The sequence below is a fragment of the Silicimonas algicola genome (assembly GCF_003970735.1).
GTDB classification, from domain to species: Bacteria; Pseudomonadota; Alphaproteobacteria; order Rhodobacterales; family Rhodobacteraceae; genus Silicimonas; species Silicimonas algicola.
The window spans coordinates 2,182,242-2,204,428 of record NZ_CP034588.1 but is presented as its reverse complement, the minus strand read 5'-3'; the positions used below and the strand labels follow the sequence as shown (position 1 = coordinate 2,204,428).

26 protein-coding genes are annotated in these 22,187 nt (G+C 62.4%); 10 read left to right on the top strand and 16 right to left on the bottom strand.

The features are described 5' to 3' along the window. Positions 1-47: 47 nt before the first annotated feature. Positions 48-257, bottom strand: coding sequence for a hypothetical protein (locus tag EF888_RS22220; protein ID WP_164721521.1), 210 nt, complete (start codon positions 255-257; stop codon positions 48-50). A 189-nt stretch (positions 258-446) separates the two neighbouring features. Continuing rightward, entirely contained in the window at positions 447-1,055 is a 609-nt protein-coding gene (locus EF888_RS10955) for a glutathione S-transferase family protein (RefSeq protein WP_109761174.1), read from the bottom strand. 469 nt (positions 1,056-1,524) lie between these two features. Here EF888_RS10955 and EF888_RS10950 point away from each other — a divergent pair, with 469 nt between their 5' ends. Both EF888_RS10950 and EF888_RS10945 read left to right on the top strand, forming a co-directional pair. Further along, positions 1,525-1,905: a DUF6481 family protein gene (locus EF888_RS10950; protein ID WP_109761173.1), complete on the top strand. Its 381-nt coding sequence runs from the start codon at positions 1,525-1,527 to the stop codon at positions 1,903-1,905. A gap of 94 nt (positions 1,906-1,999) precedes the next feature. Then, on the top strand, positions 2,000-2,290 hold the full coding sequence (locus EF888_RS10945) for a recombinase family protein (RefSeq protein ID WP_109761172.1): 291 nt from the start codon (positions 2,000-2,002) through the stop codon (positions 2,288-2,290). A 14-nt stretch (positions 2,291-2,304) separates the two neighbouring features. Here the strand turns inward: EF888_RS10945 and EF888_RS10940 are convergent, their stop codons facing one another. Both EF888_RS10940 and EF888_RS10935 read right to left on the bottom strand, forming a co-directional pair. After that, positions 2,305-2,865, bottom strand: a complete 561-nt coding sequence (locus EF888_RS10940) for a glutathione S-transferase family protein (protein ID WP_109761171.1) — start codon at positions 2,863-2,865, stop codon at positions 2,305-2,307. A gap of 275 nt (positions 2,866-3,140) precedes the next feature. Further along, on the bottom strand, positions 3,141-3,569 hold the full coding sequence (locus tag EF888_RS10935) for a DUF2383 domain-containing protein (RefSeq protein ID WP_164721655.1): 429 nt from the start codon (positions 3,567-3,569) through the stop codon (positions 3,141-3,143). A 194-nt stretch (positions 3,570-3,763) separates the two neighbouring features. Between EF888_RS10935 and EF888_RS10930 the strand changes: the two genes are divergently transcribed. Together EF888_RS10930 and EF888_RS10925 are read left to right on the top strand one after the other, a co-directional pair. Beyond that, positions 3,764-4,099: a DnaJ family domain-containing protein gene (locus EF888_RS10930; RefSeq protein ID WP_109761169.1), complete on the top strand. Its 336-nt coding sequence runs from the start codon at positions 3,764-3,766 to the stop codon at positions 4,097-4,099. Between the two features lie 120 nt (positions 4,100-4,219). Then, positions 4,220-4,573 (top strand): PRC-barrel domain-containing protein, encoded by a 354-nt coding sequence (locus EF888_RS10925; protein WP_164721654.1) that lies wholly within the window; start codon positions 4,220-4,222, stop codon positions 4,571-4,573. 31 nt (positions 4,574-4,604) lie between these two features. On the opposite strand, the gene EF888_RS21805 is transcribed toward EF888_RS10925, so the two are convergent. The 3 genes from EF888_RS21805 to EF888_RS10915 form a co-directional block, all read right to left on the bottom strand. After that, entirely contained in the window at positions 4,605-4,745 is a 141-nt protein-coding gene (locus EF888_RS21805; RefSeq protein WP_164721520.1) for a hypothetical protein, read from the bottom strand. Between the two features lie 30 nt (positions 4,746-4,775). Beyond that, positions 4,776-5,969, bottom strand: coding sequence for an NnrS family protein (locus tag EF888_RS10920; RefSeq protein ID WP_109761167.1), 1,194 nt, complete (start codon positions 5,967-5,969; stop codon positions 4,776-4,778). 78 nt (positions 5,970-6,047) lie between these two features. Continuing rightward, positions 6,048-6,476, bottom strand: coding sequence for a pseudoazurin (locus tag EF888_RS10915; protein WP_109761166.1), 429 nt, complete (start codon positions 6,474-6,476; stop codon positions 6,048-6,050). 98 nt (positions 6,477-6,574) lie between these two features. On the opposite strand from EF888_RS10915, the gene EF888_RS10910 reads away from it, so the two are divergent. Further along, positions 6,575-7,270 (top strand): Crp/Fnr family transcriptional regulator, encoded by a 696-nt coding sequence (locus EF888_RS10910; protein ID WP_109761197.1) that lies wholly within the window; start codon positions 6,575-6,577, stop codon positions 7,268-7,270. Here EF888_RS10910 and EF888_RS10905 read toward each other — a convergent pair. Both EF888_RS10905 and nirK read right to left on the bottom strand, forming a co-directional pair. Beyond that, positions 7,261-7,506, bottom strand: coding sequence for a DUF1858 domain-containing protein (locus EF888_RS10905; protein WP_109761165.1), 246 nt, complete (start codon positions 7,504-7,506; stop codon positions 7,261-7,263). The genes EF888_RS10910 and EF888_RS10905 overlap by 10 nt on opposite strands. A 297-nt stretch (positions 7,507-7,803) precedes the next feature. Continuing rightward, entirely contained in the window at positions 7,804-8,952 is a 1,149-nt protein-coding gene (nirK, locus tag EF888_RS10900) for a copper-containing nitrite reductase (RefSeq protein ID WP_109761164.1), read from the bottom strand. 353 nt (positions 8,953-9,305) lie between these two features. On the opposite strand from nirK, the gene EF888_RS21800 reads away from it, so the two are divergent. From EF888_RS21800 to EF888_RS10885, 4 genes are all read left to right on the top strand, one after another. Then, positions 9,306-9,896, top strand: a complete 591-nt coding sequence (locus EF888_RS21800; protein ID WP_164721653.1) for a hypothetical protein — start codon at positions 9,306-9,308, stop codon at positions 9,894-9,896. Positions 9,897-9,937: 41 nt separating this feature from the next. Beyond that, a complete protein-coding gene (locus tag EF888_RS10895; protein ID WP_164721652.1) occupies positions 9,938-10,936 on the top strand; it encodes a two-component system sensor histidine kinase NtrB in 999 nt (332 codons plus the stop codon). Positions 10,937-11,009: 73 nt separating this feature from the next. Continuing rightward, on the top strand, positions 11,010-11,411 hold the full coding sequence (locus tag EF888_RS10890; protein ID WP_164721651.1) for a thermonuclease family protein: 402 nt from the start codon (positions 11,010-11,012) through the stop codon (positions 11,409-11,411). An 854-nt stretch (positions 11,412-12,265) separates the two neighbouring features. Further along, on the top strand, positions 12,266-13,147 hold the full coding sequence (locus EF888_RS10885) for an NAD(P)/FAD-dependent oxidoreductase (protein WP_206508295.1): 882 nt from the start codon (positions 12,266-12,268) through the stop codon (positions 13,145-13,147). A 92-nt stretch (positions 13,148-13,239) separates the two neighbouring features. Here EF888_RS10885 and nadE read toward each other — a convergent pair whose 3' ends face one another. Continuing rightward, positions 13,240-14,742, bottom strand: coding sequence for an NAD(+) synthase (gene nadE, locus EF888_RS10880; protein ID WP_109761161.1), 1,503 nt, complete (start codon positions 14,740-14,742; stop codon positions 13,240-13,242). 257 nt (positions 14,743-14,999) lie between these two features. Beyond that, the gene (locus EF888_RS10875; protein WP_109761160.1) at positions 15,000-15,605 is read right to left on the bottom strand and encodes a hypothetical protein; all 606 of its coding nucleotides are present in this window, start codon (positions 15,603-15,605) and stop codon (positions 15,000-15,002) included. Positions 15,606-16,047: 442 nt separating this feature from the next. Here EF888_RS10875 and EF888_RS10870 point away from each other — a divergent pair, with 442 nt between their 5' ends. Beyond that, on the top strand, positions 16,048-16,935 hold the full coding sequence (locus EF888_RS10870; protein ID WP_206508293.1) for a magnesium transporter CorA family protein: 888 nt from the start codon (positions 16,048-16,050) through the stop codon (positions 16,933-16,935). A 415-nt stretch (positions 16,936-17,350) separates the two neighbouring features. Here EF888_RS10870 and EF888_RS10865 read toward each other — a convergent pair whose 3' ends face one another. The 5 genes from EF888_RS10865 to EF888_RS10845 all read right to left on the bottom strand — a co-directional run bounded on the left by EF888_RS10865 (position 17,351) and on the right by EF888_RS10845 (position 22,182). Then, positions 17,351-18,499 carry an alpha-hydroxy acid oxidase gene (locus tag EF888_RS10865; protein ID WP_109761158.1) on the bottom strand — a complete coding sequence of 383 codons (1,149 nt, stop codon included), beginning with the start codon at positions 18,497-18,499 and terminating at the stop codon, positions 17,351-17,353. Continuing rightward, entirely contained in the window at positions 18,487-19,230 is a 744-nt protein-coding gene (locus EF888_RS10860) for an SDR family oxidoreductase (RefSeq protein WP_109761157.1), read from the bottom strand. Before EF888_RS10860 ends, EF888_RS10865 begins: the two co-directional genes overlap by 13 nt. A 10-nt stretch (positions 19,231-19,240) precedes the next feature. After that, positions 19,241-20,005: an SDR family oxidoreductase gene (locus tag EF888_RS10855; protein ID WP_109761156.1), complete on the bottom strand. Its 765-nt coding sequence runs from the start codon at positions 20,003-20,005 to the stop codon at positions 19,241-19,243. Between the two features lie 3 nt (positions 20,006-20,008). Next, positions 20,009-21,307: a M24 family metallopeptidase gene (locus tag EF888_RS10850; RefSeq protein ID WP_109761155.1), complete on the bottom strand. Its 1,299-nt coding sequence runs from the start codon at positions 21,305-21,307 to the stop codon at positions 20,009-20,011. Between the two features lie 65 nt (positions 21,308-21,372). Further along, entirely contained in the window at positions 21,373-22,182 is an 810-nt protein-coding gene (locus EF888_RS10845; RefSeq protein ID WP_109761154.1) for an SDR family NAD(P)-dependent oxidoreductase, read from the bottom strand. Between the last annotated feature and the right edge of the window lie 5 nt (positions 22,183-22,187).

Below are 22,187 nucleotides of genomic sequence, written 5' to 3'. Positions count from 1 at the left end.
AGGACAAAGCTGCGCGCAGCGTGGCCGAATTACTTCTTGTTGGCTTCTCACCTGATAGGGTTCATGGTCGCTTCTAAAGACATATGGCGAGAATTGCCACCTTTGCGTCCCGGTGCGACGTTCAATTCTTGTTTCCGCCGGTTGTGTGGAGGCCCCTCCAGCATCCGTGCCAACGTCACGTCCGGCCCCTGTGTCCCGTCCAGGATCGCCTCGACAATGTCGGGTGCGAGCAGGGTCAGGCGCAGAGCGCGGGTCATGCAGGATGACGCGATCCCCTCGGCCGCTTCGCGAGCGAGGATGGTGCCGGATCCCACCTCGATGAAGCGCCGGAAGATCCGGAGCGCCTGCCTGACGTGTTCGCCATCTACGATGAGCTTGCGCCTCTCGACCCGCTAGCCGAAGGGCGGGACGCCTCCCATCCAGATGCCCTTGCGGCGGCTGGCGCCCTACTGCGCGTACCAGGCCTGCACGGGCGGATGACTTGCAACGCCACGCGCCACTCCGCCAATACGAGCAAAGGGGTCGAGAACCGTGGTCGGAATGTCGTCGAAAGCGCCGCCTCGCAGAGCCTTGTCCATCATGTAGATCTTCACGTCGGCAACCGCCGGTTGCGTTCCTCCGACGAAAGGGTTCTCGCCAATCAAGTCTTCGATGCCCCTCGCCCAGTGGGGAATGAAGCCGTCTGCAAGGTTCTTGCGTGCGACCTGCCGTTCCGTTGCCTCGGTGATCCGGGAGGTCGCCGAGATGCGGTGTCGCAAATCCTCGCATGCCTCCAGCACAGCGTCGTGCCGTGCCGCATCCCACGGATCGTCGGGATGAAGATGGTGCAACCGCCCAATCAACCTTAGAATAGCGTTGGTTTGGGAAAAAATTCCACGTTCGGGAAATTCCAGCACAGGCAAGGATCCAAACGGCAGATCAGCCTTAATGCGGGCCAAGTCGTCACGAGTTAGACGCTCATCGTCAAACGGCACCCCCGCAATCACCAGCGCAAGCCTCACTTCCTCGCCGCGGCTCCCGGCAAAATCGAAATAGCGGACGATCGGATCGGGCATAGTGTTACTCTCTCGTTGGCGCTCGCGACGGTTGGCGTCGTCGCGTAGATGCGATGCGGATCGCGATGACCTATACTGGTCATGCGACTTCGTCGATGACTCTCGATGTGCAGAGAGCGGCAGCTCGTCCGCAGAGCGGAGTTAGAGGGCATCCGGCGCGTGTCGACCGCCCGGCAAGGCCAGTCGGGGCTTGGGCTTGAAACGCAACGGAAGGCCATCGGCGGGCGGTGGCAGGTGTCGCATGTGCGCGACCTCATGGCCCGACTGGCAAGTTGACGACCTGCTGCCAGAACAGCCCTTCATGCCTGTCGCAGCGCCAGCAGGGGGAATGTAGGCAAATCCGGAGCCAGGTGCCCGGCCGTCGGCGTTATGGGGCTCGTGCCGCTACGAGCTGTTGAATGTTCGCGAGTTCTCTATTATGGCGGACGCGCGCGCTAGGCGGCCCCAATCCTATCTGACGGAAGACATCATGAGAAAGCCCAAGGACGACGATCTTACCGACCGCCGTGGCGCCGCTGCCGATGCCAAAGCTGCTCTCCTTGACGCCCACCGTGCAGCAAAGGCAGCCGCAGAACCGACACGACTTGCTCGGGAAGAAGAGCGTTTGAAGGTGGCCGCAGCCCGAGACGAACGGCGTGCCGAGCGCCATCAGGCCAAGCTCGATGAACAGGCGCGTGTTGAAGCCGATGCAGCGAGGGACCAGGCGGCCGCCGATGCTGCAGCCGAAGCCGAGGTCGCAGCTAGGGAAAAGGCTCTGGATGACCGCGTCTCTCGCGTCGTCAAGGATGAAGCCGCCCGAAAGGCTGAACGCGACCGGCGCTACGCCGATCGAAAAGCGAGACAGAAGTGACAATCAGGTCGCGGTAGTTCGCTGTCGCCCGGCAAGTGCGAGAAGCGATTGCCTGGCGCACGAAGGAGGCGCTGCGGTCGCCAAGACGCGAGGCGTGAAGCTCGGCAATCCGAACGGTGCGGCGCTGCTCAGGGGGTCTGGCACGGGAGGTTACGCGCTCCGGGAGGCTGTCAGCGCAAATGCCAATGCCTTCGCCCAGGCGCTGGCTCCTGTGCTGGCGGTCCTGCAAGCGGACCGCGACATGACACTGCGCGAGGTCGCGGCCGATCTGAACGGTCGGGCTATCCGAACGCGGCGCAACGGCAGGTGGCACGTGTCGAAGGTCCGAAAGCTGCTGGCGCGGCTCCGCGGAGGTGGGCGATTTAATCGTGCAGGAAAGAAGTGACTGCCCGCGAGCTGTTACATCAACCTTGCTTCGCTCCCGCCAAAAGCCACTTGGAACGCCGGTCGCGCCGCGCAGCGCCCGAGGTAGGCCGCCAACGCCGGGTGATCGGCCAACGGTCTCGCCTGAGACGCAACCCAAACGGAATACCCGACCTGGCAATCAGCGCCAGAGAACTTGCTCAGCAACCATTCGGAATCCCCGATCCATGAGCCCAGAAGTTGGAGAGCATCCGTCAAACGCGCCGGTGCTCCCGCTTCCTCTCTTCGCGCCACGTGCTGGACCATGGTCTCTGCGAAATGCAGCCAATCGAGCCAACCCGCGCGACCCGGAGCGCCCGGCTCCCGCCAGAGATGGGTAGCGCGGGTTTCGCAGAGCCACTCGGCCATCGCGCCTGTCTCGTGCATCATTACTTCGCCATCGGACAGCGCCGGCGGACTTCCCGGAAGCAGCGCCGTGTCCAGGGTGCGCGACGACGGCAGCGTCTCCAGACGATAGGCACAGCCGATCTCCTCAAGCAGCCAGAGAATTCGGGTCGAGCGGGACAAGGGCGCGTGCCAGAGTGTGAGGTCGGTCATCGCTCCAGCTATACGGCCTCGGCGGCCGCACGCCAGCATGTTCGATGTCGATCCCGATGCGTCCGACGGCGTCGGCCTGTCGGGGGATAGCGTGCAGCAGCTCGCTGTGAATGCCAATACCCTCGGGGCGTCCCGCGACCGGTCTTCTGCTTATAGGCGGTCTTGCAGGCCCGGGATGGACTAAGCACCGGCAGGCGGCCTGATCGACCACCGCGTCGGCCTCGTCAGGGTTCCTACCATGTGCTGAGGCCAGCCTCTCCAGGCGCCGACGGAATTCAACGGTTCGCGAGGCGGGCCACCTGCTCGCTGATTTCCTTGAACTGTGTCCCTAGTAATGCGGCAGTCTCGGGATCGTCTGAGGAGGACCAGTCGGTCATCGCGTCGTCGTAGATGTCCATGACGGCCTTCTCGCCACGCAGAACTGCGTCCAGGGAACTTTCGTCCAGGCCCGTGATCCAGTCGCGGAGCGTCACCACGGCGGCGTTCATTGTTCCCTGCAGCGATCCGTCGTCTTCCCCGGATTCGCCCAAAGCGGCGAGCCGCTGCTCCAGCGCGTTCGCGTGACGACGATGCATCGTCGTGAGTTCGGCGATCACACCTGCGATCTCCGCGTCGGCGCGCGGCAGCATGGTGTCATATCCCTGTAAGACGTCGTTCGTCGCGGTTAGGGTCTGGTGCAGGCCAGATTTGGGTGTGTTGGTCATGTTGAAGAGCTCCATTGCGACGATGAGGGGCCGTTACCGGTTCGCTTCGTATGAAACCTGAGACCCGTCACGCGGTTCCATGCGACAGAAGCAACGTATGGCTGCTATTCCAGCGCGATTGTTCCGGCCCCTGCCAAAGGCCTGCACGGAAGTTGAGATGATGCGATGAGTCTACAGATCGAAGGGAGAAGCTCATGTCCCGATCACTGAGAACGCTCGTCGAACGGCAGATCAGCAAGGCCATCGCAGAGGGGCAGTTCATAGGCTTGACGGGCGAAGGCAAGCCTCTGCCAGATCATTCCGGTGAGGCCTTCACCGACATGGCAACCCAGGTTGCGGTTCGGATAATGGCCGAGGCAGGGGCCTTGCCCGAGGAGTTCAGGATCAAGAAACTGCTGGAACCAGCCAGACAGGCATTTCGAGAAGCCAAGAGCGAAGAAGAGAGGCGTCTGGCGATGGCTCTCATCGCGGAGCTCGAACAGCGGTACAATACTGCTGTCGAGGCGCGCCGGAGGTTCATGTCTCGCTGAGGGGAGTGAGCCGCAGCTGCGTTGACAGGCTGATCACGAAGTCGCCTCGTGCCGCGTCACAGTTCCGCGGAACCGCAGATTGGCCTGTCCGTTGATCTTTCACCAAAAGGGAGATCAATCATGCCTACCTCTGGTACATCCAACATGGTTTCGTCTGCGGACGTTAACGGCACTGAAGTCTACGGGCGCGACGGCGTACACATCGGGTCAATCGATCATCTGATGATCGACAAGCAGTCGGGCAACGTCGCCTATGCCGTCATGGGCTTTGGCGGATTCCTGGGTCTTGGTGAAGAACACTATCCGATTCCCTGGAACAAGCTCCATTACGACACTGCAAAACAGGGTTTCGTTACGGACATCACTGCTGACCAAGTCGAAGGAGCGCCGGCGAGAACCGACGATTGGCACAGGGACCGCGACTGGGAACGCCGCACCTATGACTATTACGGAGTGGCGCCTTACTGGATCTGAACGGCAAGTGGGGCGGCCCGTCATCGCCGCGTCAGGTAACACTGTGCATTGTTCGGTTCTTCGCGAGTTGCAACTGGAAGACCGCCTGGCGCCCATGTCGGAACGCCATTTCCGCTGCGGCTAGGTAGAACTGCCAGATCCGGAAGAAGCGCTCGACATAGATGTCCAGCACCCGAGGCACGCTTCTGCACCCGGGATGCTCCTAGGTAACGTTAGCTTTTCGAGGAGTGTCGGATTTCGGCAGCACGAGCCAAGGAAAGAGCACGGTCGCCATTACGGCAAATGCGAGCGTCCACAGGACCACGGCAAGTGTTGCCCCATCTACGCCGTGCGCAGAGATACTGGGGTCGGCAACTCTTGCAGCTCCAGCACCAACGACGAGCAGGAAGGCCGACGTCAACATCGGCCCGGCATTTAGCTGGCGACCGGTGTGACCCATGGTTGCACGCATCATGACAGCGCACGTCATTCCGCCAATCGCGCTAATGCCCCACAGGTGGGGGCCGACGGCCGGATGTGCGACGCCGCACGTCGCCAAAGCGGTGCCGAAGAAGCCAAGAGGTATGAAAAGATACGCCAGATGAAGCATCAGCAGGAGCGGAGACTTCGCGGTTGCGGTACCTTGCCATCTCCCCAATCGGACAAGATGCAAACCGGCAGCGAGAAATGCCAGCGCGGCGTACGTCCACGTATCGGCTGCCACGACCCAGGCGACGAGTGCCACTGCACCTGTTGCCAGGCACAACACATCGAAGCTGTTGAACGGAACGGGCAACCGCTCATGACCTCTGGCCGCAAGCCAGTTCCGTGTGAAGCTTGGCAGGATTCGACCCCCGATCAGCATGATCATAAAGATCAGCACCCCCATTCCTGCTCTTCGTCCGAAGTCCGCCGTGCCGGACGCGATCGCCTCGGCGTGGAAGAGGACATTCAGAAGCCAAAGCAGCGCGACCGGCATGAGAACCTTCAGATTGCGCCAATTCCGGCCTGCCACGATCTCGCGTGCAATCATGAGGGTGACGGCCAGGAGAAAGGACTGGTCCACGGCGGCGGTAACGGACGCAGGCAGAGCGATCAGGCCGGCGACACTGATCCGGCCGGCAAACCAGAGGGACAAGAGGGACATTAGAGGCCAGCCCCTCGTCGGCAGCCGGCCGGTCCAGTTGGGCACCGCAGTGAACAGAAACCCCGCCAGCACCGCTGCACCGTAGCCGTAGACCATTTCATGGACGTGCCAGTCCGCTGGCGTGAACGGACCGGCAAGTGACGTCCGGCCTGTCCAGACAAACCACCAGACCGGAATGACGATTGCTGCGAAGAGGATGGAAACCAGAAAAAAGGGACGGAAGCCAGACGACAAGAGCGCTGGTCCGTCATACCTGCCTCGCTTGGACATTCCTCTGCTCCGACAAGGGACAGTAGGGGCGGCAGCCAGTTCCGCCGCACCTACAGACAGATGATCAAGGACGATGCGTCATTGGACCTGTGCGATCAGGTCGGCCATCCGGGTCTTGGCCTTCCCTTTCTGCTTGACGGCTTGGGCTTCGTCGAGGTTCACGGCCTCTCCCACCTGCACGAGAGCAACCATGCCCATCGCGTAGTGCGGTGTGCACTTGATGCCATAGAGGCCCTCTGCATTGACCGTCAACTCGAACTCTTCGTTGATACCCGACTTGAACTCCGCGACGCCCTCGGGAAGCATCCCCTCGATGTTCTCGGCGTTGTGGCCCTTGTCGGTGGGGATGAACTTCACGATGTCTCCCGGCGCGGCCTTCACGTAGCCGGGTTCGAAGACCATCGCGCCGGCCTCTCCCTTGTTCAGCATCCTGACCTCGTGTGTCTCGGCGGCGGCGGTGCCGGCTATGGTTGCGAGGGCGGCGGTCATCATCAGAGCTTTCAGCATCGGACAGTCCTTTCAGGCGTTCATGTCGTTTCTCTTGCCGCTGTTTTGACCTATCACAGGGTCGCAGACGTTGTTCTTGGACAAACTCTGGAGTGGTCGTGCCTAAACTCGACGAGAGCCTTTTGAAGGGTCTTCCTCCCTTCTCGCTGCTGGAACGGCCGCAGATCAGGGAAATCCTCGATCAGGCCGTCTCGCGCCGCTACGAGGAAGGTACGGACATCTTCCGCGAAGGCCATGACGCAGACCGGTTCTATCTGCTGCTCGACGGCTATCTCCGCGTGGTGCGCAGCACGCCGGGTGGCGACCAGATCATCGTCCTGCACATCTCGCCCGGCCAGCTCTTCGGGATTGCGCCCGCCCTGCACCGCGACACCTATCCTGCCACCTCCATCGCCGCGGCCGAATCCATCGCCCTGTCCTGGCCCGTGAGCCTGTGGTCTGAGTTCATGTCGAAGTATCAAGGGTTTGCGACCCAGACCTATACGACCCTCGGTCAGCGGATCGGCCAGATCCAGGAAACGCTGACCGAGATGGCGACGCAGGCCGTCGAGAAGCGCGTGGCCTGCGCCCTGTTGCGGATGGTGAACCAAAGCGGACGAAAGACGACGGAAGGAATAGAAATCGCCTTTCCGGTCACCCGCCAGAACATCTCCGAGATGACCGGCACGACGCTCCACACGGTAAGCCGTCTTTTGTCGGCGTGGGAGAAGGACGGCCTCGTCCGCTCGACACGCAAGCACATCGTCGTCACGGCGCCCCACCGCCTCGTGGTCCTTAGCGGCATTCAGGAGTGACGCGTCTCGAGAGGTCGGCCTGAGCCTTCCGAGACGACGACGCGGCGCAGTTCGGCACGAAATTCGCTCTCGTCCAGCCCGTATTCGAGGCAGGCGTCGACAACGGTATGGAACGGTGCAATCGGGCAACCCGGGCACAGCATGCGGCGGTCGAGGAACACCGTCGCGACCTCCGGGCATTCGGCGAAGAGCACCGAAAGCGGCAGATCGGGGTCGTCGAAGTCCGGGCGAGCCATGCGAGTCCTTTCGAGGGCATTCTGAGCCTGGCTTCCCCCAGCCTCTTTGCGCTTCCGCAACAAGCGGCGCGGCGGTCCGACATGGACATCGCTCATGAGCAAAATCGGCGGTCGGCAGGCGCCACGTCTCGCCAGTTCGTTCGGACAGCCAAGCCGCATGGGTCGTCGCGTCGTCTCTAGGCCGGCAAGGCCCGCCAAAGCGGCGAGTGTCTTCATGTTCAGGCTCCTCGAAGAAATCGGGGCGGCCGGACTGTTCCGGCCGCCCCTGTGACGACTGCGCTTCGAGACGGTCCCGGCCTAAGGCAGCGCGGTCTTGCCCTCGTAGTTGGCGTTGTACTCGGCGGGCGCCTGCACCTGTTCCATCAGGTCGTTGTTCCAGTCGCCGTCGACCACCACGTGCGCCGTAGCACCGAGGTTCACGGCCTCGATCAGGTTGTGGTTGACGTAGGCATAGACACCCGGCTGGAGGAACTCGTAGAGCGCCGCGCCGGCGGAACCGCCCGCGATGAACCAGGTTTCGAGGTCGCGCTGCGGCGGGTTGTTGAACTTGCCGCGCTCCCACACGAGGTCGCCGTGACCGCCGATCAGGTGAGGACGCGTGTCTCGGTTGGCCTGGCTGTGGACGAACAGCACCTTCTCGCCTTGCGAGGCGTGAAGCGCGTTGTCGCCGGTCAGCGATCCGACCTTGCCGTTGAAGACGACGTGGCTGGGGATGAGGCCGTTCATCACCTCGAGCGTGTCGGGATAGCTTTCGCCGACATCTTCGAAGCGCTTGTAGTCTCCGTTCTCGTCCTTCGGGATATAGAAGTCGTTCTCGCCGATGTAGAAGACGCGGTCATAGCGCACAGAGTTGCCCTCGTGGTCCTTCAGGCCGTCTCTCGGCAGGACCATGATGGCGCCGGACATGCCGCTCACGACGTGCCAGGGGATCATCGGACCTCCGGGCGCACAGTGATAAACGAAGGTGCCGGGACGTGTCGCCTTGAAGCGGAGGACCGTCTTCTCTCCGGGGTTCACCAGCGTCAGCGACCCGCCTCCGAGAGCACCTGTCGCGGCGTGGAAGTCGATGTTGTGCTGCAACATGTTCTCAGGCGAATTGTAGAGCGTCAGTTCGACGTAGTCACCTTCGTGCACCACCATGAGGGGGCCGGGAATCGACCCGTGGAACGTCATCGCCTGGAGGTAGACGCCGTCGTCGACCTCGATCTCCTTTTCTACGATCTGCATCTCGAACTCGACGATACGGGGCTCGCCCGGCGCGACCTCGTCGTGCGCGTGAACCATCGGCGGTCGCACCAGCTTGTGCTTGATGCGCTGGAGGTTCGACACGTCGGCGGGCGGCGCCATCGACGTGTCCATGATTTCCTCGGCGCTTGCGGCCTTAGCGAGGAAGGGAAGTGAGGTAATGCCTGCGGCTCCCAACAGTGCGGCTCTTCGGGTCAACATCTCGTGCGTCCTTTCAGATCGAAGTAAGTTGACCTTCAATTAGAGGTGATGGAGCGGGAGAACGTTGTCCAAACGCAAGCTTGGCGTGTCCAGTCATGGAGAACCCCGCCCGAGATGACGACTACATCGTGATTTTGGGTTGCCCCGTAAGGAGATGGTTTATCTGTCGGACAGGCCTTAGCATTCGGCACCTGGCGTCGATCGAGCGGCCACCGGCGGACCCATGACTCGACAGAAGTCCATTGACCGGCTTTTCCGAATAGTCTTCTTACTTCTTTTCGAGCGTCTGACACACGATAGGCGGCTTTTCGGCTGACGAGACCGGACCAGACTTCAACAGTGAGGCGAACTGCGTGGCGAAGCTCAGACGTGGGGGACTGGACGGCGCGTTCACGGTCTACTTGCTGTTGGGGCTTGCGCTGCTGCTTCCTGCACTGGCCGTCGCTTTCGTGCTGCTCTATTATCGGCTGAGCGATGAGGCTGACTACGCGCGTCAGCGCGCCGTGACCGCTGCTGACATGCTCACTCTCCTGTCTGACGCACGTGTCGCCAGCGACCTCGTCACGCTGCGCATCCTTGCTCAGGCAAGTCCATTCAGGAGTGGTGACCTGGATGCAGGGGCACGTCGCGCGCAGGAAGCCGTGGGACTTATGCCGGGGTGGCAGGCGCTTCTTCTCACAGATAGCTCGAGTGGCGAGAGCCTCTTCTCAGTGACCCAGGATTCTATCGATTACGCGCCTGAATTGTCCTGGGTCGCGGACATCAACGCGGACGGCTGGGACATTGGAGGCGTTGAACGTGATGGCCTCTATTGTCCATGCGTCACCGTTACTACCGAAATCCCTGGGAACAATCGCCACATTCTTACAGCATTCACCTATCCGCAAACCTACCAGGAAATGCTGATGCAACGGGTGCCGAGGACTCAGTTGCGGCACTCGTAGATCGGGAGGGCGAGTTCATCGCTCGCTCCATCGACTACGCAGTGCGCGTTGGAACGCCCGGGACCTCCTACGTCCTTGATGCAGTCGCGAAGGGTGGCAATGGCATTTATGCGGGAACCACCTACGAGGCGCTCACCAACTACACCGCTTACGCAACCTCTGAGCTGACCGGATGGTCGAGCCATGTGGCGATCAGCAGCGCGGTGCTGGACCGTCCGCTGCAGAGGGCCGCTGCGGTCATCACCTTTGGCCTGTTGGCAGCAATCCTGGCAGGCCTTGGGCTTTTCGTCCTGGCCGCACGCGAAGTTGTCAGAAGGCGGAAGAACGAAGAGCATCTTCTGAACCTCCAGCGTTCGCAGGCAGTCGCCCAGTTCACAGCGACCATCGTCCACGACTTCCGCAACGTGATTTCCTCGCTTCAGTCGGGACTGAACCTCATCAAGCGCAAGACGAGGAACGACGAAATCAAGTCGTATGTCGCGCTGATCGAGGACTCGGTGTCGAAGGGAACGCGTCTTGCCAATCAGCTTCTGAGCCTGTCTCACGGAAAGGACACGGAACTTGAAACGGTCGACGTCAGCGAAATGCTCAATGGTCTTCGGTACCTTCTCGAGCAGGCTGCTGGTGACGGCGTCGCCCTGTCGATCGACGAGATGGAAAGTCATCTGGCTGTGGTCGCGAACAGGGATCAGCTTGAACTTGCCCTTCTCAACCTCGTGGTTAACGCTCGTGATGCGTTGGAAGGTCAGGGGCGCATTACCATAGAAGTTTCGTCGGTCGGCGAACGTGCCGAGATTGTCGTGTGCGACAACGGTCCTGGCGTCTCGGCAAAGCTGCAGCGAACTCTTTTCCAGCCCTTCATTACGGACAAGCCGCAAGGCACGGGTTTGGGATTGGCGCAGGTGGCGGGCATGGCGCGCAATGCCGGCGGCGAGGTTGCCCTGGAGAACGTCTCCGAGGGTGGGGCTCGCTTCGTGATAAGACTCAATCAGGCAAGGACCGTCGAGCAAGCACGTGGCTCTGATGTCCCGGCGGAATAGTCGACGAAACCAAAAGCGAACCTATCTTCTTCTCTGCGGACGACATCGTCTCTGCTGCAGAGGTGTCACGGTCATGCTGGCGAAGGCTTCTCTTCTCGCGTTCGCGGCTGCGCTGTCCGCCGCGCCTGCAGCTGCAATCGAGCACTGCGAACCGCGTCGAAATGTGACCTGCGTCGTCGACGGAGCCACCGTCTGGCTCCAGGGTGAGCTTTTCCGGTTCCAGGGCTACGACGTTCCCCGTTTGAAAGGTGACCTCTGTGGCGGTGACGAAGAAGCGGCGCTTGGGAAGAAGGCTGCCGACCGATTGCTGAAGATACTGAAGAGCGGCGACCTCTTCATGACGAGACTCGGTGAGGATTCCAATGGAAAGAAGTTTGCGAGGCTGTTCGTGAGCGGCAGGGACGTTGGCGAGATCCTCGTTGCGGAGGGGCTAGCTCGCAAGGCGCCGGACGGTCGGAAGTTCTGGTGCGACTGACTGACAACCAAGCCGCCATCTCGCTTTCGATGATCTGGTGACCAACGCTCTTCCTGGGCCCTGCAGGAATGCAAGCAACTCAGACAGCTGAGGCCCAACGAACCCGGTTTCGGTGAAGAACTCCAGTTCATCTTGCAGCGCGTCAAGAGAGGCGTCGGACAGCTTCCCCACAGCGAAGGCGAGTGTGGCGCAAGTGGTCGCATCACCGAACTGAGCCAGCCGCCATGCAGCAGCCGAACGAAAGTAGTCAGGTTCAGGAAACATACTTCACCAACTTCTCGACCTAACTGAGCGGGCCAGAGGTGACGCCCCCGGCTCCGCCAGTCTCACTCGTTACACACACATCGGACTCGGTCCAATGAGGCCAAGATGAAGGACCCGGAGGTTCCGGGCAACTCGACAAGTTTTTGTCCTTACGGTGTTAAGGTTAATGGGGCGTTGCGTGATGTTTCATACATCGTTGCTCACACGTCTGGGGACTACATGTTCTCCGCGGGCAGCTCCGTCTGACACCTTGATGGGTCCTGTGTCAGTTCTAGTGTCTTGATCGGCCTTCACGGGCCTTGGACGACGAACTTCGGCATCGGGAGTGGGTGAGGCAAACTGCTGACGCCATTTGATCGCTTTAGCAGGATCTCACGGGCTATGAGCCTGTCCCGAGCGAATTACCGCACTGGACCTCAGGAGGTGGGATGACCATGTCATCAACGCGCCACGCAGAGCCAGCCTTTTCGGCGAAGGCCGACAATGTGGCCGTTCCGAGGGAGCGAGATGCGCCCATACCGAGTGAGGACATCCCGACCATCTTGGACACGCGTCGCGACTGTATCGTGATCGGCGGCGGACCCGCAGGCATGACAGCGGCAATCTACCTTGCGCGATTCCGGCGCAGCGTGGGCCTTCTGGACGCAGGCGACAGCCGCGCGAAATGGATTCCCCGAAGTCACAACCATCCGGCCTTCCCAGACGGGATCGCGGGCACGGAACTCCTTGACCGGATGCGGGCACAGATGGCGCAGTTCGGAGTGGAGACCGTGAACGCGAGCGCAACGCGGCTCGAACGGGCAGGCGACGCCTTTTGGGTAGACGCGGAGCGGGGACGTTGGGTTGCACCAGCGGTCATCTTGGCAACGGGGGCGCTGGACATTCTCCCTGCCATGGAGGGCGCTTGGGAACACGTGCGCCGGGGCACCATCCGTCAGTGCCCGATCTGCGACGCATACGAGGCGACTGACGGGCGGATAGCGGTTCTGGGCTCTGGACGACATGCAGTCGAGGAGGCGTTGTTTCTCAGTCGGTACTCGAACGACGTCACACTTGCCGCACTCGGAGGCGACCCCGCGCCGGATCCCCAAGAGCGGGCGGCACTAGCGGAGGCGGGCGTCGCAGTGCTTGACCGCGCTGTGCGCGAGGTCCGCTGCGAGAACGGCCAAGTCCGACTTCTCCTCGCACAAGGTGGCTTCCGGCAGTTTGACGTGGCCTATTCAGGCATGGGTATCGAACCCCAGACAGAGCTCGTGAAGGCTTTGCGGCCGCGCCTTGCGGCGGACGGCAGGATCGAGACTGACGCGCACCAGGCGACGTCGGTGCCGGGCCTCTACGCGGCGGGCGATGTGGTCACCGGGCTCAACCAGATCGCGGTCGCCATGGCGCAGGGCGAGATCGCGGCGACTGCTGTCCACAATGCGGCACGTAGGGCGGAGGGGAGGTCGCTGCGCGGGACGAGCGGCGATTGACGGAGCGACGCTGCCATCGCCGATCCGGACGCTGGTTCTGTCGAATAACAGGGCGGGGTAGGGGAGGCGGGTGCCTTCTACCCGCCCAGAACCTAGTCCAGCGCTTCCAAGCCAAGGTTGAGTGCTTTGCGGACCGTCTCTGCCACGATCTCTCTCGGCTGGCCGCTGAAGTGACACTCCGTCACTTGCGGCGTGCCGGAACGGTGGAGGGTCGCGATATAGACCAGGCCGACCGGCTTGCCCTCGTCTGGCTCCGGTCCCGCGACTCCGGTGATCGCGATGGCCAGCCCCGCACCCTTTGCACGCTGAAGCGCTCCCTCCGCCATCGCGCGGGCAACCTCGGGATCATAGACCGTCCGCTCCTGAATGAGCGCGTCCGGTACCCCCAGGGCGTCGATCTTCATCGAGGGAGAGTAGGCAACGAAGCTCCCCTCGAGAACCGACGAGCTTCGGGGCGTGGCGGCGATGCAGGCGCCGAGCAGGCCGGCGGTGCAGGACTCCGCCGTGACGACGCGGATTTTCTTGTCAGCGAGTTCGTTTGCCAGCCGCTGGCCAAGTGCGACGATCTCCCCGGAAAACGAGGTGAGCGCACGATCGTCGCGGAGCACTGCCGGGCGGAACAACCGGTCGTCGATCATGTCGAGCATACTCAAGCGATCCGACTTCGGATGGTCGAGCGCGATAGGATTCATGCGTTTGAACCAGGTCGTGCGCAGGCGACGCAGAACGGCGGCGATGGCCCGGACCGCAACGGGATCGTCACCCGCACAGAGCACGTCCGGTATCTGTTCCGCACTCAGCGACGGGTTTCGCCGCAGCACGTCCAGTACAGCGAAGACCGTGACGTCCCACTCGAGATAGGTCGCGCCGATCTGGGCTTCATCCCCTTCACCGATCCCCAAACCGTCAGTCGGCTTTGCGCGCCATGTGCTCTCGGGTACGCCGTAGGCGTGCGCCATCCACGGGACCTCCCACGACTTCAACAACGACTGCACAGGCGTGAGGTCACCGACGTCGCCATGCAGCGTCCAGAAACCTGCCCCCAGTTCCGAGAAATTGTCGGTGCTTGCCACGAGGCCGCCCCAACGATGCGCCTGATCGTAGAGGGTGATCATGCGCAGGCGCGCGCGCATGTTGCCACGCCGCGTCCGGAGCGCGTCGGTGTCGCCGCTCCGCAACTTCTCGTCCAAGCTTCCCAACCCTGCCACCATGCAGTGGTACTGCTCGGACAGATCAAGTTGGAGATGTTCGATTCCCAGAGCGTGACAGGCCTCGACACCGCGCTCGGTTTCGACCGGATCCTGCTCGATGGGCAGCGTGTAGCCGACGACACGCCACCCCGCTTCCTTGAGCAACGCCGCCGTCACCGCGCTGTCGACCCCGCCGGACATCCCGAGTACCGCCGTCGATACGCCCGCCTGCTCGCGGTATTCTGCCAGTTGCTGAACCAGCCTCTTACCCACGGCCTGCAGCTCTGACGGTGGCAGAAACAGACCCGCGCCAACTTGCTCACGCAATCGGGTCTCGAACCAGGGCGATAATGGTCCGCGGGGTCTCTGGCGAGAAAGTTCGAGAACTTCGTCCAGGTGCTGCATCGGGTTGCCTCTCAGATCCGCCGCTCCTTCAACCATCGTCGAAAGCTCAGGGTTCCTTCCCACAGCCGCGCCATCCGCCCACGACCTCACTGCTCGGCAAAGTCGTGCGGGGAGCGGCTTCTGCGGCAAGCGTCTGGAATACTGACGCAATCGGGCTCGCGTGCGGAATGGCGGAGGTCCGGCTCGCCGCAGCAACGGCTGCGATCACGCTCTTCTTGATGTAGTCGGGGGACCCATGAGCAAGAGATGGCAGCGGCTTATTTCACCGCGTCTGAAGGACTCATGAAGCCGACGTCGCCGAGCGGCGTGTTCAAGCCCCAGTCGCGGTGTATGAGCACGCCGTTCACGATGTACAGCTTCCGCACGGGATATTCGGTCGCGCCACCCGAGCCGTCTCCGATCACAACGACGGCGCTCTTCTGTCGCTGAGTCCCGTCGTCGACGCGGAAGTAAGCCGGATCGGCGGAATCCGCGATCGCCTGCATCACCTGCAGAACGTCGCCATAGTCGCTGATCCGTTCGTCGCGGAAATAGCAGAGTCCCTCCATCGCACCAAGGCCGACCGCAGCGACGGCCGCTCCGGATGCAGACACTGCGCCCGCGGCGGTGCTGCCAACAGCTCCGCCAATCTCTCCAAGAGTGCTGGCGGTCGACCCCAACATTGAAGCACCCGTGGCCGCGTTGGTGAGCGTGAATGCACCTGCGGCCCGGTTGGCAAAGGCACCGGCTGCGTCCCGCGCACTGCTCACGCCGCTTCTCAGAAGCTCGCTCGGGCGATAGTCGCAGACGCGTGCTTCGGCGGAGGAGACGGTGACGCCCGCCAAGGCCGGAAGTGCCAGAATGAAGACGACTGCACGATTCATGACTGCCTCTCTACGGGGGAATTGGTGTGTGCTTGTAGCGTAGGCACACCTGCCCGGGCGCGGATGCCCGTCTCCAAGGCACAGTGCCCAACCCTCGGCCGACGTCAAGCGGCGGCCGCGGACTTCTGCTCATTCGCGGCAGTAGAGCACGGTTGTCGGCCGTCTGGCCTCTGACTATTGGTCGATTCCTTACTTCGACGACAGAACAACACAGGAAGCGTCGGCGCCTGCGTGCGCCTGTCGCTCGTCCCGAACAGGTCTATGTGGCGGTCTGAGCAAATAGGCTGTTTCTGTCCCAGGTGCAGACCGGCGCAACGGAGCCTGATGCAGGCAGCGGAACTGCGAGTCGCAGTTCGAACCGAGAAGGAGTCCGAACGTGATCCGATGCTTTCGAAACGAGGGGGGCCGACTAACGGGGCCACATGAGGAGATGTCGGGAGCCTTGTGGCTCGATCTCGTGAGTCCCACGCGAGAAGAGGAGGTCGCGGTGGAGCGGGTGCTCGGGCTCGATATCCCGACTCGCGAGGAAATGAACGAGATCGAGATATCGTCGCGGCTATATCTGGAAGGCGGCGGGACGTTCATGACGGCGATCCTCCCGGCCCATACCGATGGCGATGATCCGGAAATGGCGCCCGTGACTTTCGTTCTCACTGCGGATCATCTCGTGACCGTTCGCTACCACGAACCCCGAGCGTTTACCTCCTTTCCTCCCCGTGCCGAACGCACGGGTCTTGATGTCCCAAACCCCGAAAGCATCCTCGTGGCACTCCTCGAAGCGGTCGTGGACCGGCTCGCCGATATTCTGGAGCGAGCCGCTCGAGACATCGACGCGGTTTCTCGTCAGATATTCCGGCCCGCCAAGGATGCCGCGCCGGACAACCAGAAGACCCTGGAGGAGATCGGACGAAAGGGCGATCTCACCTCGAATATCCGCGACAGCCTTCTCACGCTGGAACGGCTGGCAGGGTTTTTAGGCCACGCGACCGTTCAGCGGGAAAGCCCGAAAGAGATCCGCGAGCGCACGAAGACCCTCTCCCGCGACATCCGATCCCTGCTGGACCATGCGGGATTCCTGTCGCAGAAAATGACCTTCCTGCTCGACGCTACCCTCGGAATGATCAACATCGAGCAGAACGCCATCATCAAGATCTTCTCCGTGGCAGCCGTGATCTTCCTGCCGCCCACGCTGATAGCGTCGATCTACGGAATGAACTTTCAGCACATGCCGGAACTCGACTGGCTGTTGGGGTATCCATTTGCTATCGCTTTGATGGTCGTCTCGGCGATATTGCCCTACGCATATTTCAAGCAAAGGGGCTGGCTGTGAGACGATGTTGCTGTGTAGAGCAGAAAGCAAGGCAGCACTGAACACTTCGACGCCCGTGGCACTCTGTGGGATGGGCCTGATATCGGACGTTTGCCCGCAGACTCGTTCCCTCTCGGCAATTGACATGAGCGTGGTGTGGGTCACTCCCCCTATGCTGGATGTACCTCACGCGTCGGCTCAACTTGTACGCGAAGACATTGCGGCGCCGCGGGCAGAGGCGATTGCTTGCAGCGCAAAGCGTGGGGATTGGCATGTGCATAAGCCACCAATTCCGCTTACGGGACGTTGGCAGAATCCATTGGCTCAATGGTGACATGCCAAGTCGTTCGGCAAGGGGGTAAAGCATCTATAAGCCGATTGGCGCCTCCGAGATCGGCGTGAAAAGCACGCATTCGGTGAGCCGGCCTTCTTTCTGCTAGGTAGTAAAGAGCGCCGAGCTTCCCACCGCCTCGAACGACGAACAGCCTAGTTGACCGAGCGAGCGAACCAATTCGAGCTTTAGAATCTTCATTGCGCATTCAGCCCCGTCGCTGGCGCCCGCTCCGACCCCGTATGCCAACGCGCGCCCCGCCAGCGCAAAGTCGGCACCATGTGCTTTGGCACGCAACAGGTCCGCGCCGCGCCGAATGCCGCTGTCGATAATTATTTCCAGCCGTCCTCGCACGGCTTCGGCAATCGGTGGCAAGGCTTGGATCGTCGGCGGCCCGAACGCGACCTGACGGCCGCCATGATTGGAAACCACGATGCCGTCGCAACCGATCTCGGCACATTTCAGCGCGTCCTGTGGATGCAGGATGCCCTTGACCAGAAGCTTGCCCTTCCAACGGTCACGCAGCCTTCGAAGGCTGTCCCAGGTGAACCCGGGCGTGATCAGGGTCTTCTGGACGTCGGCGTAGGATGTCGCCGCCTGCAATAGGTCCGCGTAGTTCGCGATATTGGGCTTGCCGTGACGAAAAGTCTCGACCGACCAGCGCGGATGGGTGGCAATCTGAAACAGCACGTCCGGCGTCAACCGGAACGGAACCGAAAGCTGGTTGCGTATGTCGCGGTCGCGTTTCCCTGCGGCGGGAACGTCGGCGGTTACCATCATCACCGGATAGCCAGCCGCCTCGGCCCGCGCGATCAGGCCTTCGGTTACCGCGGCGTCGCTGGAGACGTAGAGTTGGAACCAGCCGACGCCATCGGCCGCCTCGGCCAGCCTTTCCATTGTGGTCGAGGCTGCTGAACTTGCCACGTAGGGAATGTTTGTCTGCCTGCAGAGGCGCGCGAGCGTAAGATCTGCCTCCGGCCAGAAGGCGTTGAGCATCCCGATGGGCGCCATTCCGAACGGCAGGTCGAAGGTCTGGCCGAGTATGGTGGCGCGCGTGTCGATGTTCGAGACGTCCATCATGTAGCGCGGCGTAAGCTCCACCTCTTCGAAAGCTTCGACATTGCGACGCAGGTTGCGCTCGTTCTCCGCGCCGCCATCGACGAGATCGAAGGCGAACCGGGGGATGCGACGCTTCGCCATCGTCCTCAGGTCGTCGATCGAAGCCGCCCGAGAGAGCCGCATCAGATCGACCACCCGCCATCGACGGCGAACGACTGGCCAGTGGTGAAGGCCGAGAGATCGCCGGCGAGGTAGCAAACCATCGCGGCGATCTCCTCGGGCCGGCCAAGGCGTCCCATCGGCTGGCGCGCCTTGAACGCTTCGAGCGCCGCGTCGAAATCTCCTGTCGAGGCAAGCCGGTCGTTCAGCGACGGGCTTTGGACCGTCCCAGGGCAGATCGCGTTGCAGCGGATGCCGTCCTTCACGAAGTCGGCGGCGATGGACTTGGTCATGCCGATGATCGCTGCCTTGGACGCCCCATAGGCGAAGCGGCGCGGGGCACCTCTTTCGCTGGACACGATGGACGCGATGTTGATGATGGATCCTCCCCCCTGCCGCAGCATCCCGGGAAGAACGGCACGCGTCAGGCGGTACGTGGCCTTGGCATTCAACGCGAAGGACCGGTCCCAGGCGTCTTCCTCGCAATCGAGGATCGTGCCGTCATGCACCCAGCCGGCGCAGTTCACGAGGATGTCGATTTTCGGATGCGACTCCACCAGTGCCGCGATGGCTTCGGCGTCCAGGACGTCCAGGCGCCGCGGGGTGACGCCCGAGGTGTCGTCGGCCAAGCTTTCGACCGCCGCGGCGTCGATGTCGGTCGCGATGACGCTCGCATCCAACCTAGCCAAAGCCTCGACCGAGGCGCGCCCGATCCCGTTTCCGGCAGCGGTCACGAGCGCCGTCTTTCCGTTCAGTGTCTCTGTCATCGGGTCACTCTCAACGGGCCAGCCACCCGCCATCCACGGTCACGACGCTGCCGTGGCAATAGGCGGCGGCGTCGGAGGCCAGGAATACGGCTGCACCGGCGATTTCGTGCGGTTCGGCGAACCTGCCCGCGGGAATGCGCTCCAGCAACACGCGGGATCTTTTGGGATCATCGCGCAGCGCCTGCGTGTTGTCCGTGGCGGTGTAGCCGGGCGCGACGGCGTTCACGTTCACTCCTTGCCCTGCCCATTCGTTGCAGAGTGCACGTGTCAGGCCAATCACGGCGTGCTTGCTGGAGGCATATGCCGGCACGCGCAGCCCGCCTTGCGACCCCAGCACGGATGACACGATCACGATCTTGCCCGACCCTTGGGCCAGCATCCGCCTGCCCGCCGCCTGCGACAGCAACCAGACGCTGTCGAGGTTGACCGACAGGACGCGTCGCCAGTCGTCGAAGGGCATCTCGACCGAGTCCTGACGGTGAATGATGCCAGCGTTGTTCACGAGGATATCGAGACCGCCCAAAGCGTCGGCGGCGAAGCCGATCACCTCTTCGGCGGCGGCCTGATCCATTCCGGTGAAATCGGCCTTCACCGCCACTGCCCGTCGCCCAAGCGCCTTGATCTTTGCGATGACCGCCTCTGGCGCATGGCTGCGATAGGTCAACGCCACATCGGCCCCGGCATCGGCGAGGGCCAAGGCAATGCCCTCGCCGATGCCGGTCGCGCCGCCGGTGACAAGCGCCTTGCGGCCGGTCAGGTCGAACGGATTGCCCATGCCTCAGTACCGGTTCGCGATGGGCAGGTCCTCGGCCGGGAAAAGGCTGATGACCTCGCACCCCTTCTCGGTCACGACGACCTCTTCCTCGATCCGGGCAGCCGAGTATCCGTCGGCGGCCGGGCAGTAGGTTTCCAGCGCGAAGACCATGCCGGTCTGGATCTCCATCGGGTGATCCAGCGACACGGCTCGGGAAATGATGGGGCGTTCGTGCAGTGCAAGCCCGAGACCGTGGCCGAACTGGAGGCCGAAGGCCGAATCCTCGTCCGGGAAGCCGAACTCCTCGGCCTTGGGCCAGAGCTTGGCGACGGTGTCGGTCGTCACGCCGGGCTTGATCGCCTCGATCGAGGCGTCGATCCACTCGCGCGCCTTCACGTAGGCGTCGTTCTGCGCCGGCGTTGCCCGCCCGATGTTGAAGGTCCGGTAGTAGCAGGTGCGATAGCCCTGGTAGGACTGGAGAATGTCGAAGAACGCCTGATCGCCGGGCCGGAAGTAGCGGTCGGTGAAGTTGTGCGGATGCGGGTTGCAGCGTTCGCCAGAAATAGCGTTGATCGCCTCGACGTCGTCCGAGCCCATCTCGTAGAGCATCTTGTTCGAGAGCGCGACGATATCGTTCTCGCGCACGCCCGGTTTCAGCTCCTCGTAGATCATGTGGTAGACGCCATCGACCATGCTGGCCGCCTGCGTCAGAAGCTGGATCTCGTCCCAATTCTTGATCTCGCGCGCCGCCAGCATGATCTGCTGGCCGTCGACGATGTTCAGGCCTTCTTCCTTCAGGGCATGGAACATCGCGGTTTCGGCATAGTCGACGCCGACAGGCATGTCCGCCATGCCGGCGTCCCGGATCAGGCCCGCGATCTGCTTGGCGTATTTCTTCATCAGGCCGAATTCGGGCGGGATCGTCCCCCGCATCCCGACGACACCGGCAAGGCAGTGCTCGGGCTCCAGCCAGTCGGAATAACGCTTGTGATGCATCGCCGCCGAGCCGAAGTCCCAGACATAGGGGCTGTCGTCGCCCGTCAGCAGGCAGAACCGGCACATCTTGTCCCGTTCCCATTCGCCGATCTTGGTCGCGCTGACGTAGCGGATGTTGTTGACGTCGAAGAGCAGAAGCGTGCCCGCGTCCGACGCCTGCAACGCCTGCCGCGTCCGCGCGAGGCGATAACGCCGCAAGCGGTCGTGGTCGATCCGGCGCTCAAAATCGACGGAGGTGTGCCCCCAGGCGGGCAGGCGGTCGCGCCATTCCCAGTTGGGTTCCAGGTCCTGCGGGGTAAGCATGTTCGGCATCAGGGCGCGTGACATGAAGATCTCCTCCGGGCTGCGCTGGCGCTGCCCTTGCTTGTGAAAGTGGCTGAAAACTCAGGGCGCTACTGGATGCACCAGCCGCCGTCGATATGGACCATCTGGCCGGTCATGTAGTCGCTGTCGTCCGAGGCGAGGAATGACGCGGTGCCGACGATGTCCTTCGGGTAGGAGACGCGCTTGATCTGCAGCGCATCGCGAACGATGTCCTCGTAGGCCTGGCCTTCCTTTTCCTTGAAGCCGATATCGACGAGATCCTTGTCGAGCTGCTTCCAGAGCGGTGTCACGACGACACCGGGCGCATAGCCGTTGACGGTGATGTTGTGCTCGGCCAGCCCGACGGCGCCGCAATGGGTCAACGCAAGGCAGCCGTACTTCGAGGTGCAGTAGACCGTCACGTCGACCAGCGGCTTACGGGACGCGATGGAGCCGACGTTGATCAGCTTGTAGGGATGATCCTCCATCGGTCCCTGGGCGATCATCTGGCGCGCGGTTTCCTGCATCCCGAGCCACATCGCCTTGGTGTTGACGTTCATGATCAGGTCCCAGTTGTCTTCGTCGATATCCATGAAGAAGCGGGGCTTGTTCAGGCCGGCGTTGAAGACGCCCACGTTGATCGAACCGAACGCATCGACCGTGGCGGCGACGGCCCCCGCATTGTCCTCGCGCTTGGTCACGTCCATTCTGACGGCGATAGCCTTGCCGTTGCCGGCGGCGTTGATGCTGTCGGCCATCTTCTGTGCTTCGGCCAGTTCCAGGTCCCCAAGGCACACGTTGGCACCCTGCGCCGCAAAGGCCTCGGCATTGGCCGCGCCCATTCCGCGGGCGGCGCCGGTAATGAGGATGTTTTTCCCTTTCAGGCGATTGGGGTCCATGGTGT

Bases quoted from the DNA above. Each gene is read 5' to 3' on its own strand.
- EF888_RS10855 (WP_109761156.1), bottom strand. From the start codon at position 20,005: ATGGGCAATCCGTTCGACCTGACCGGCCGCAAGGCGCTTGTCACCGGC.
- EF888_RS10890 (WP_164721651.1), top strand. From the start codon at position 11,010: ATGCTGGCGAAGGCTTCTCTTCTCGCGTTCGCGGCTGCGCTGTCCGCC.
- EF888_RS10935 (WP_164721655.1), bottom strand. From the start codon at position 3,569: ATGACCAACACACCCAAATCTGGCCTGCACCAGACCCTAACCGCGACG.
- EF888_RS10915 (WP_109761166.1), bottom strand. From the start codon at position 6,476: ATGCTGAAAGCTCTGATGATGACCGCCGCCCTCGCAACCATAGCCGGC.
- EF888_RS10905 (WP_109761165.1), bottom strand. From the start codon at position 7,506: ATGGCTCGCCCGGACTTCGACGACCCCGATCTGCCGCTTTCGGTGCTC.
- EF888_RS10885 (WP_206508295.1), top strand. From the start codon at position 12,266: ATGACAGCGGCAATCTACCTTGCGCGATTCCGGCGCAGCGTGGGCCTT.
- EF888_RS10860 (WP_109761157.1), bottom strand. From the start codon at position 19,230: ATGACAGAGACACTGAACGGAAAGACGGCGCTCGTGACCGCTGCCGGA.
- EF888_RS10920 (WP_109761167.1), bottom strand. From the start codon at position 5,969: ATGTCCAAGCGAGGCAGGTATGACGGACCAGCGCTCTTGTCGTCTGGC.
- nadE (WP_109761161.1), bottom strand. From the start codon at position 14,742: ATGCAGCACCTGGACGAAGTTCTCGAACTTTCTCGCCAGAGACCCCGC.
- EF888_RS22220 (WP_164721521.1), bottom strand. From the start codon at position 257: ATGACCCGCGCTCTGCGCCTGACCCTGCTCGCACCCGACATTGTCGAG.
- EF888_RS10930 (WP_109761169.1), top strand. From the start codon at position 3,764: ATGTCCCGATCACTGAGAACGCTCGTCGAACGGCAGATCAGCAAGGCC.
- EF888_RS10850 (WP_109761155.1), bottom strand. From the start codon at position 21,307: ATGTCACGCGCCCTGATGCCGAACATGCTTACCCCGCAGGACCTGGAA.
- nirK (WP_109761164.1), bottom strand. From the start codon at position 8,952: ATGTTGACCCGAAGAGCCGCACTGTTGGGAGCCGCAGGCATTACCTCA.
- EF888_RS10955 (WP_109761174.1), bottom strand. From the start codon at position 1,055: ATGCCCGATCCGATCGTCCGCTATTTCGATTTTGCCGGGAGCCGCGGC.
- EF888_RS10925 (WP_164721654.1), top strand. From the start codon at position 4,220: ATGCCTACCTCTGGTACATCCAACATGGTTTCGTCTGCGGACGTTAAC.
- EF888_RS10845 (WP_109761154.1), bottom strand. From the start codon at position 22,182: ATGGACCCCAATCGCCTGAAAGGGAAAAACATCCTCATTACCGGCGCC.
- EF888_RS10875 (WP_109761160.1), bottom strand. From the start codon at position 15,605: ATGAATCGTGCAGTCGTCTTCATTCTGGCACTTCCGGCCTTGGCGGGC.
- EF888_RS10940 (WP_109761171.1), bottom strand. From the start codon at position 2,865: ATGACCGACCTCACACTCTGGCACGCGCCCTTGTCCCGCTCGACCCGA.
- EF888_RS10950 (WP_109761173.1), top strand. From the start codon at position 1,525: ATGAGAAAGCCCAAGGACGACGATCTTACCGACCGCCGTGGCGCCGCT.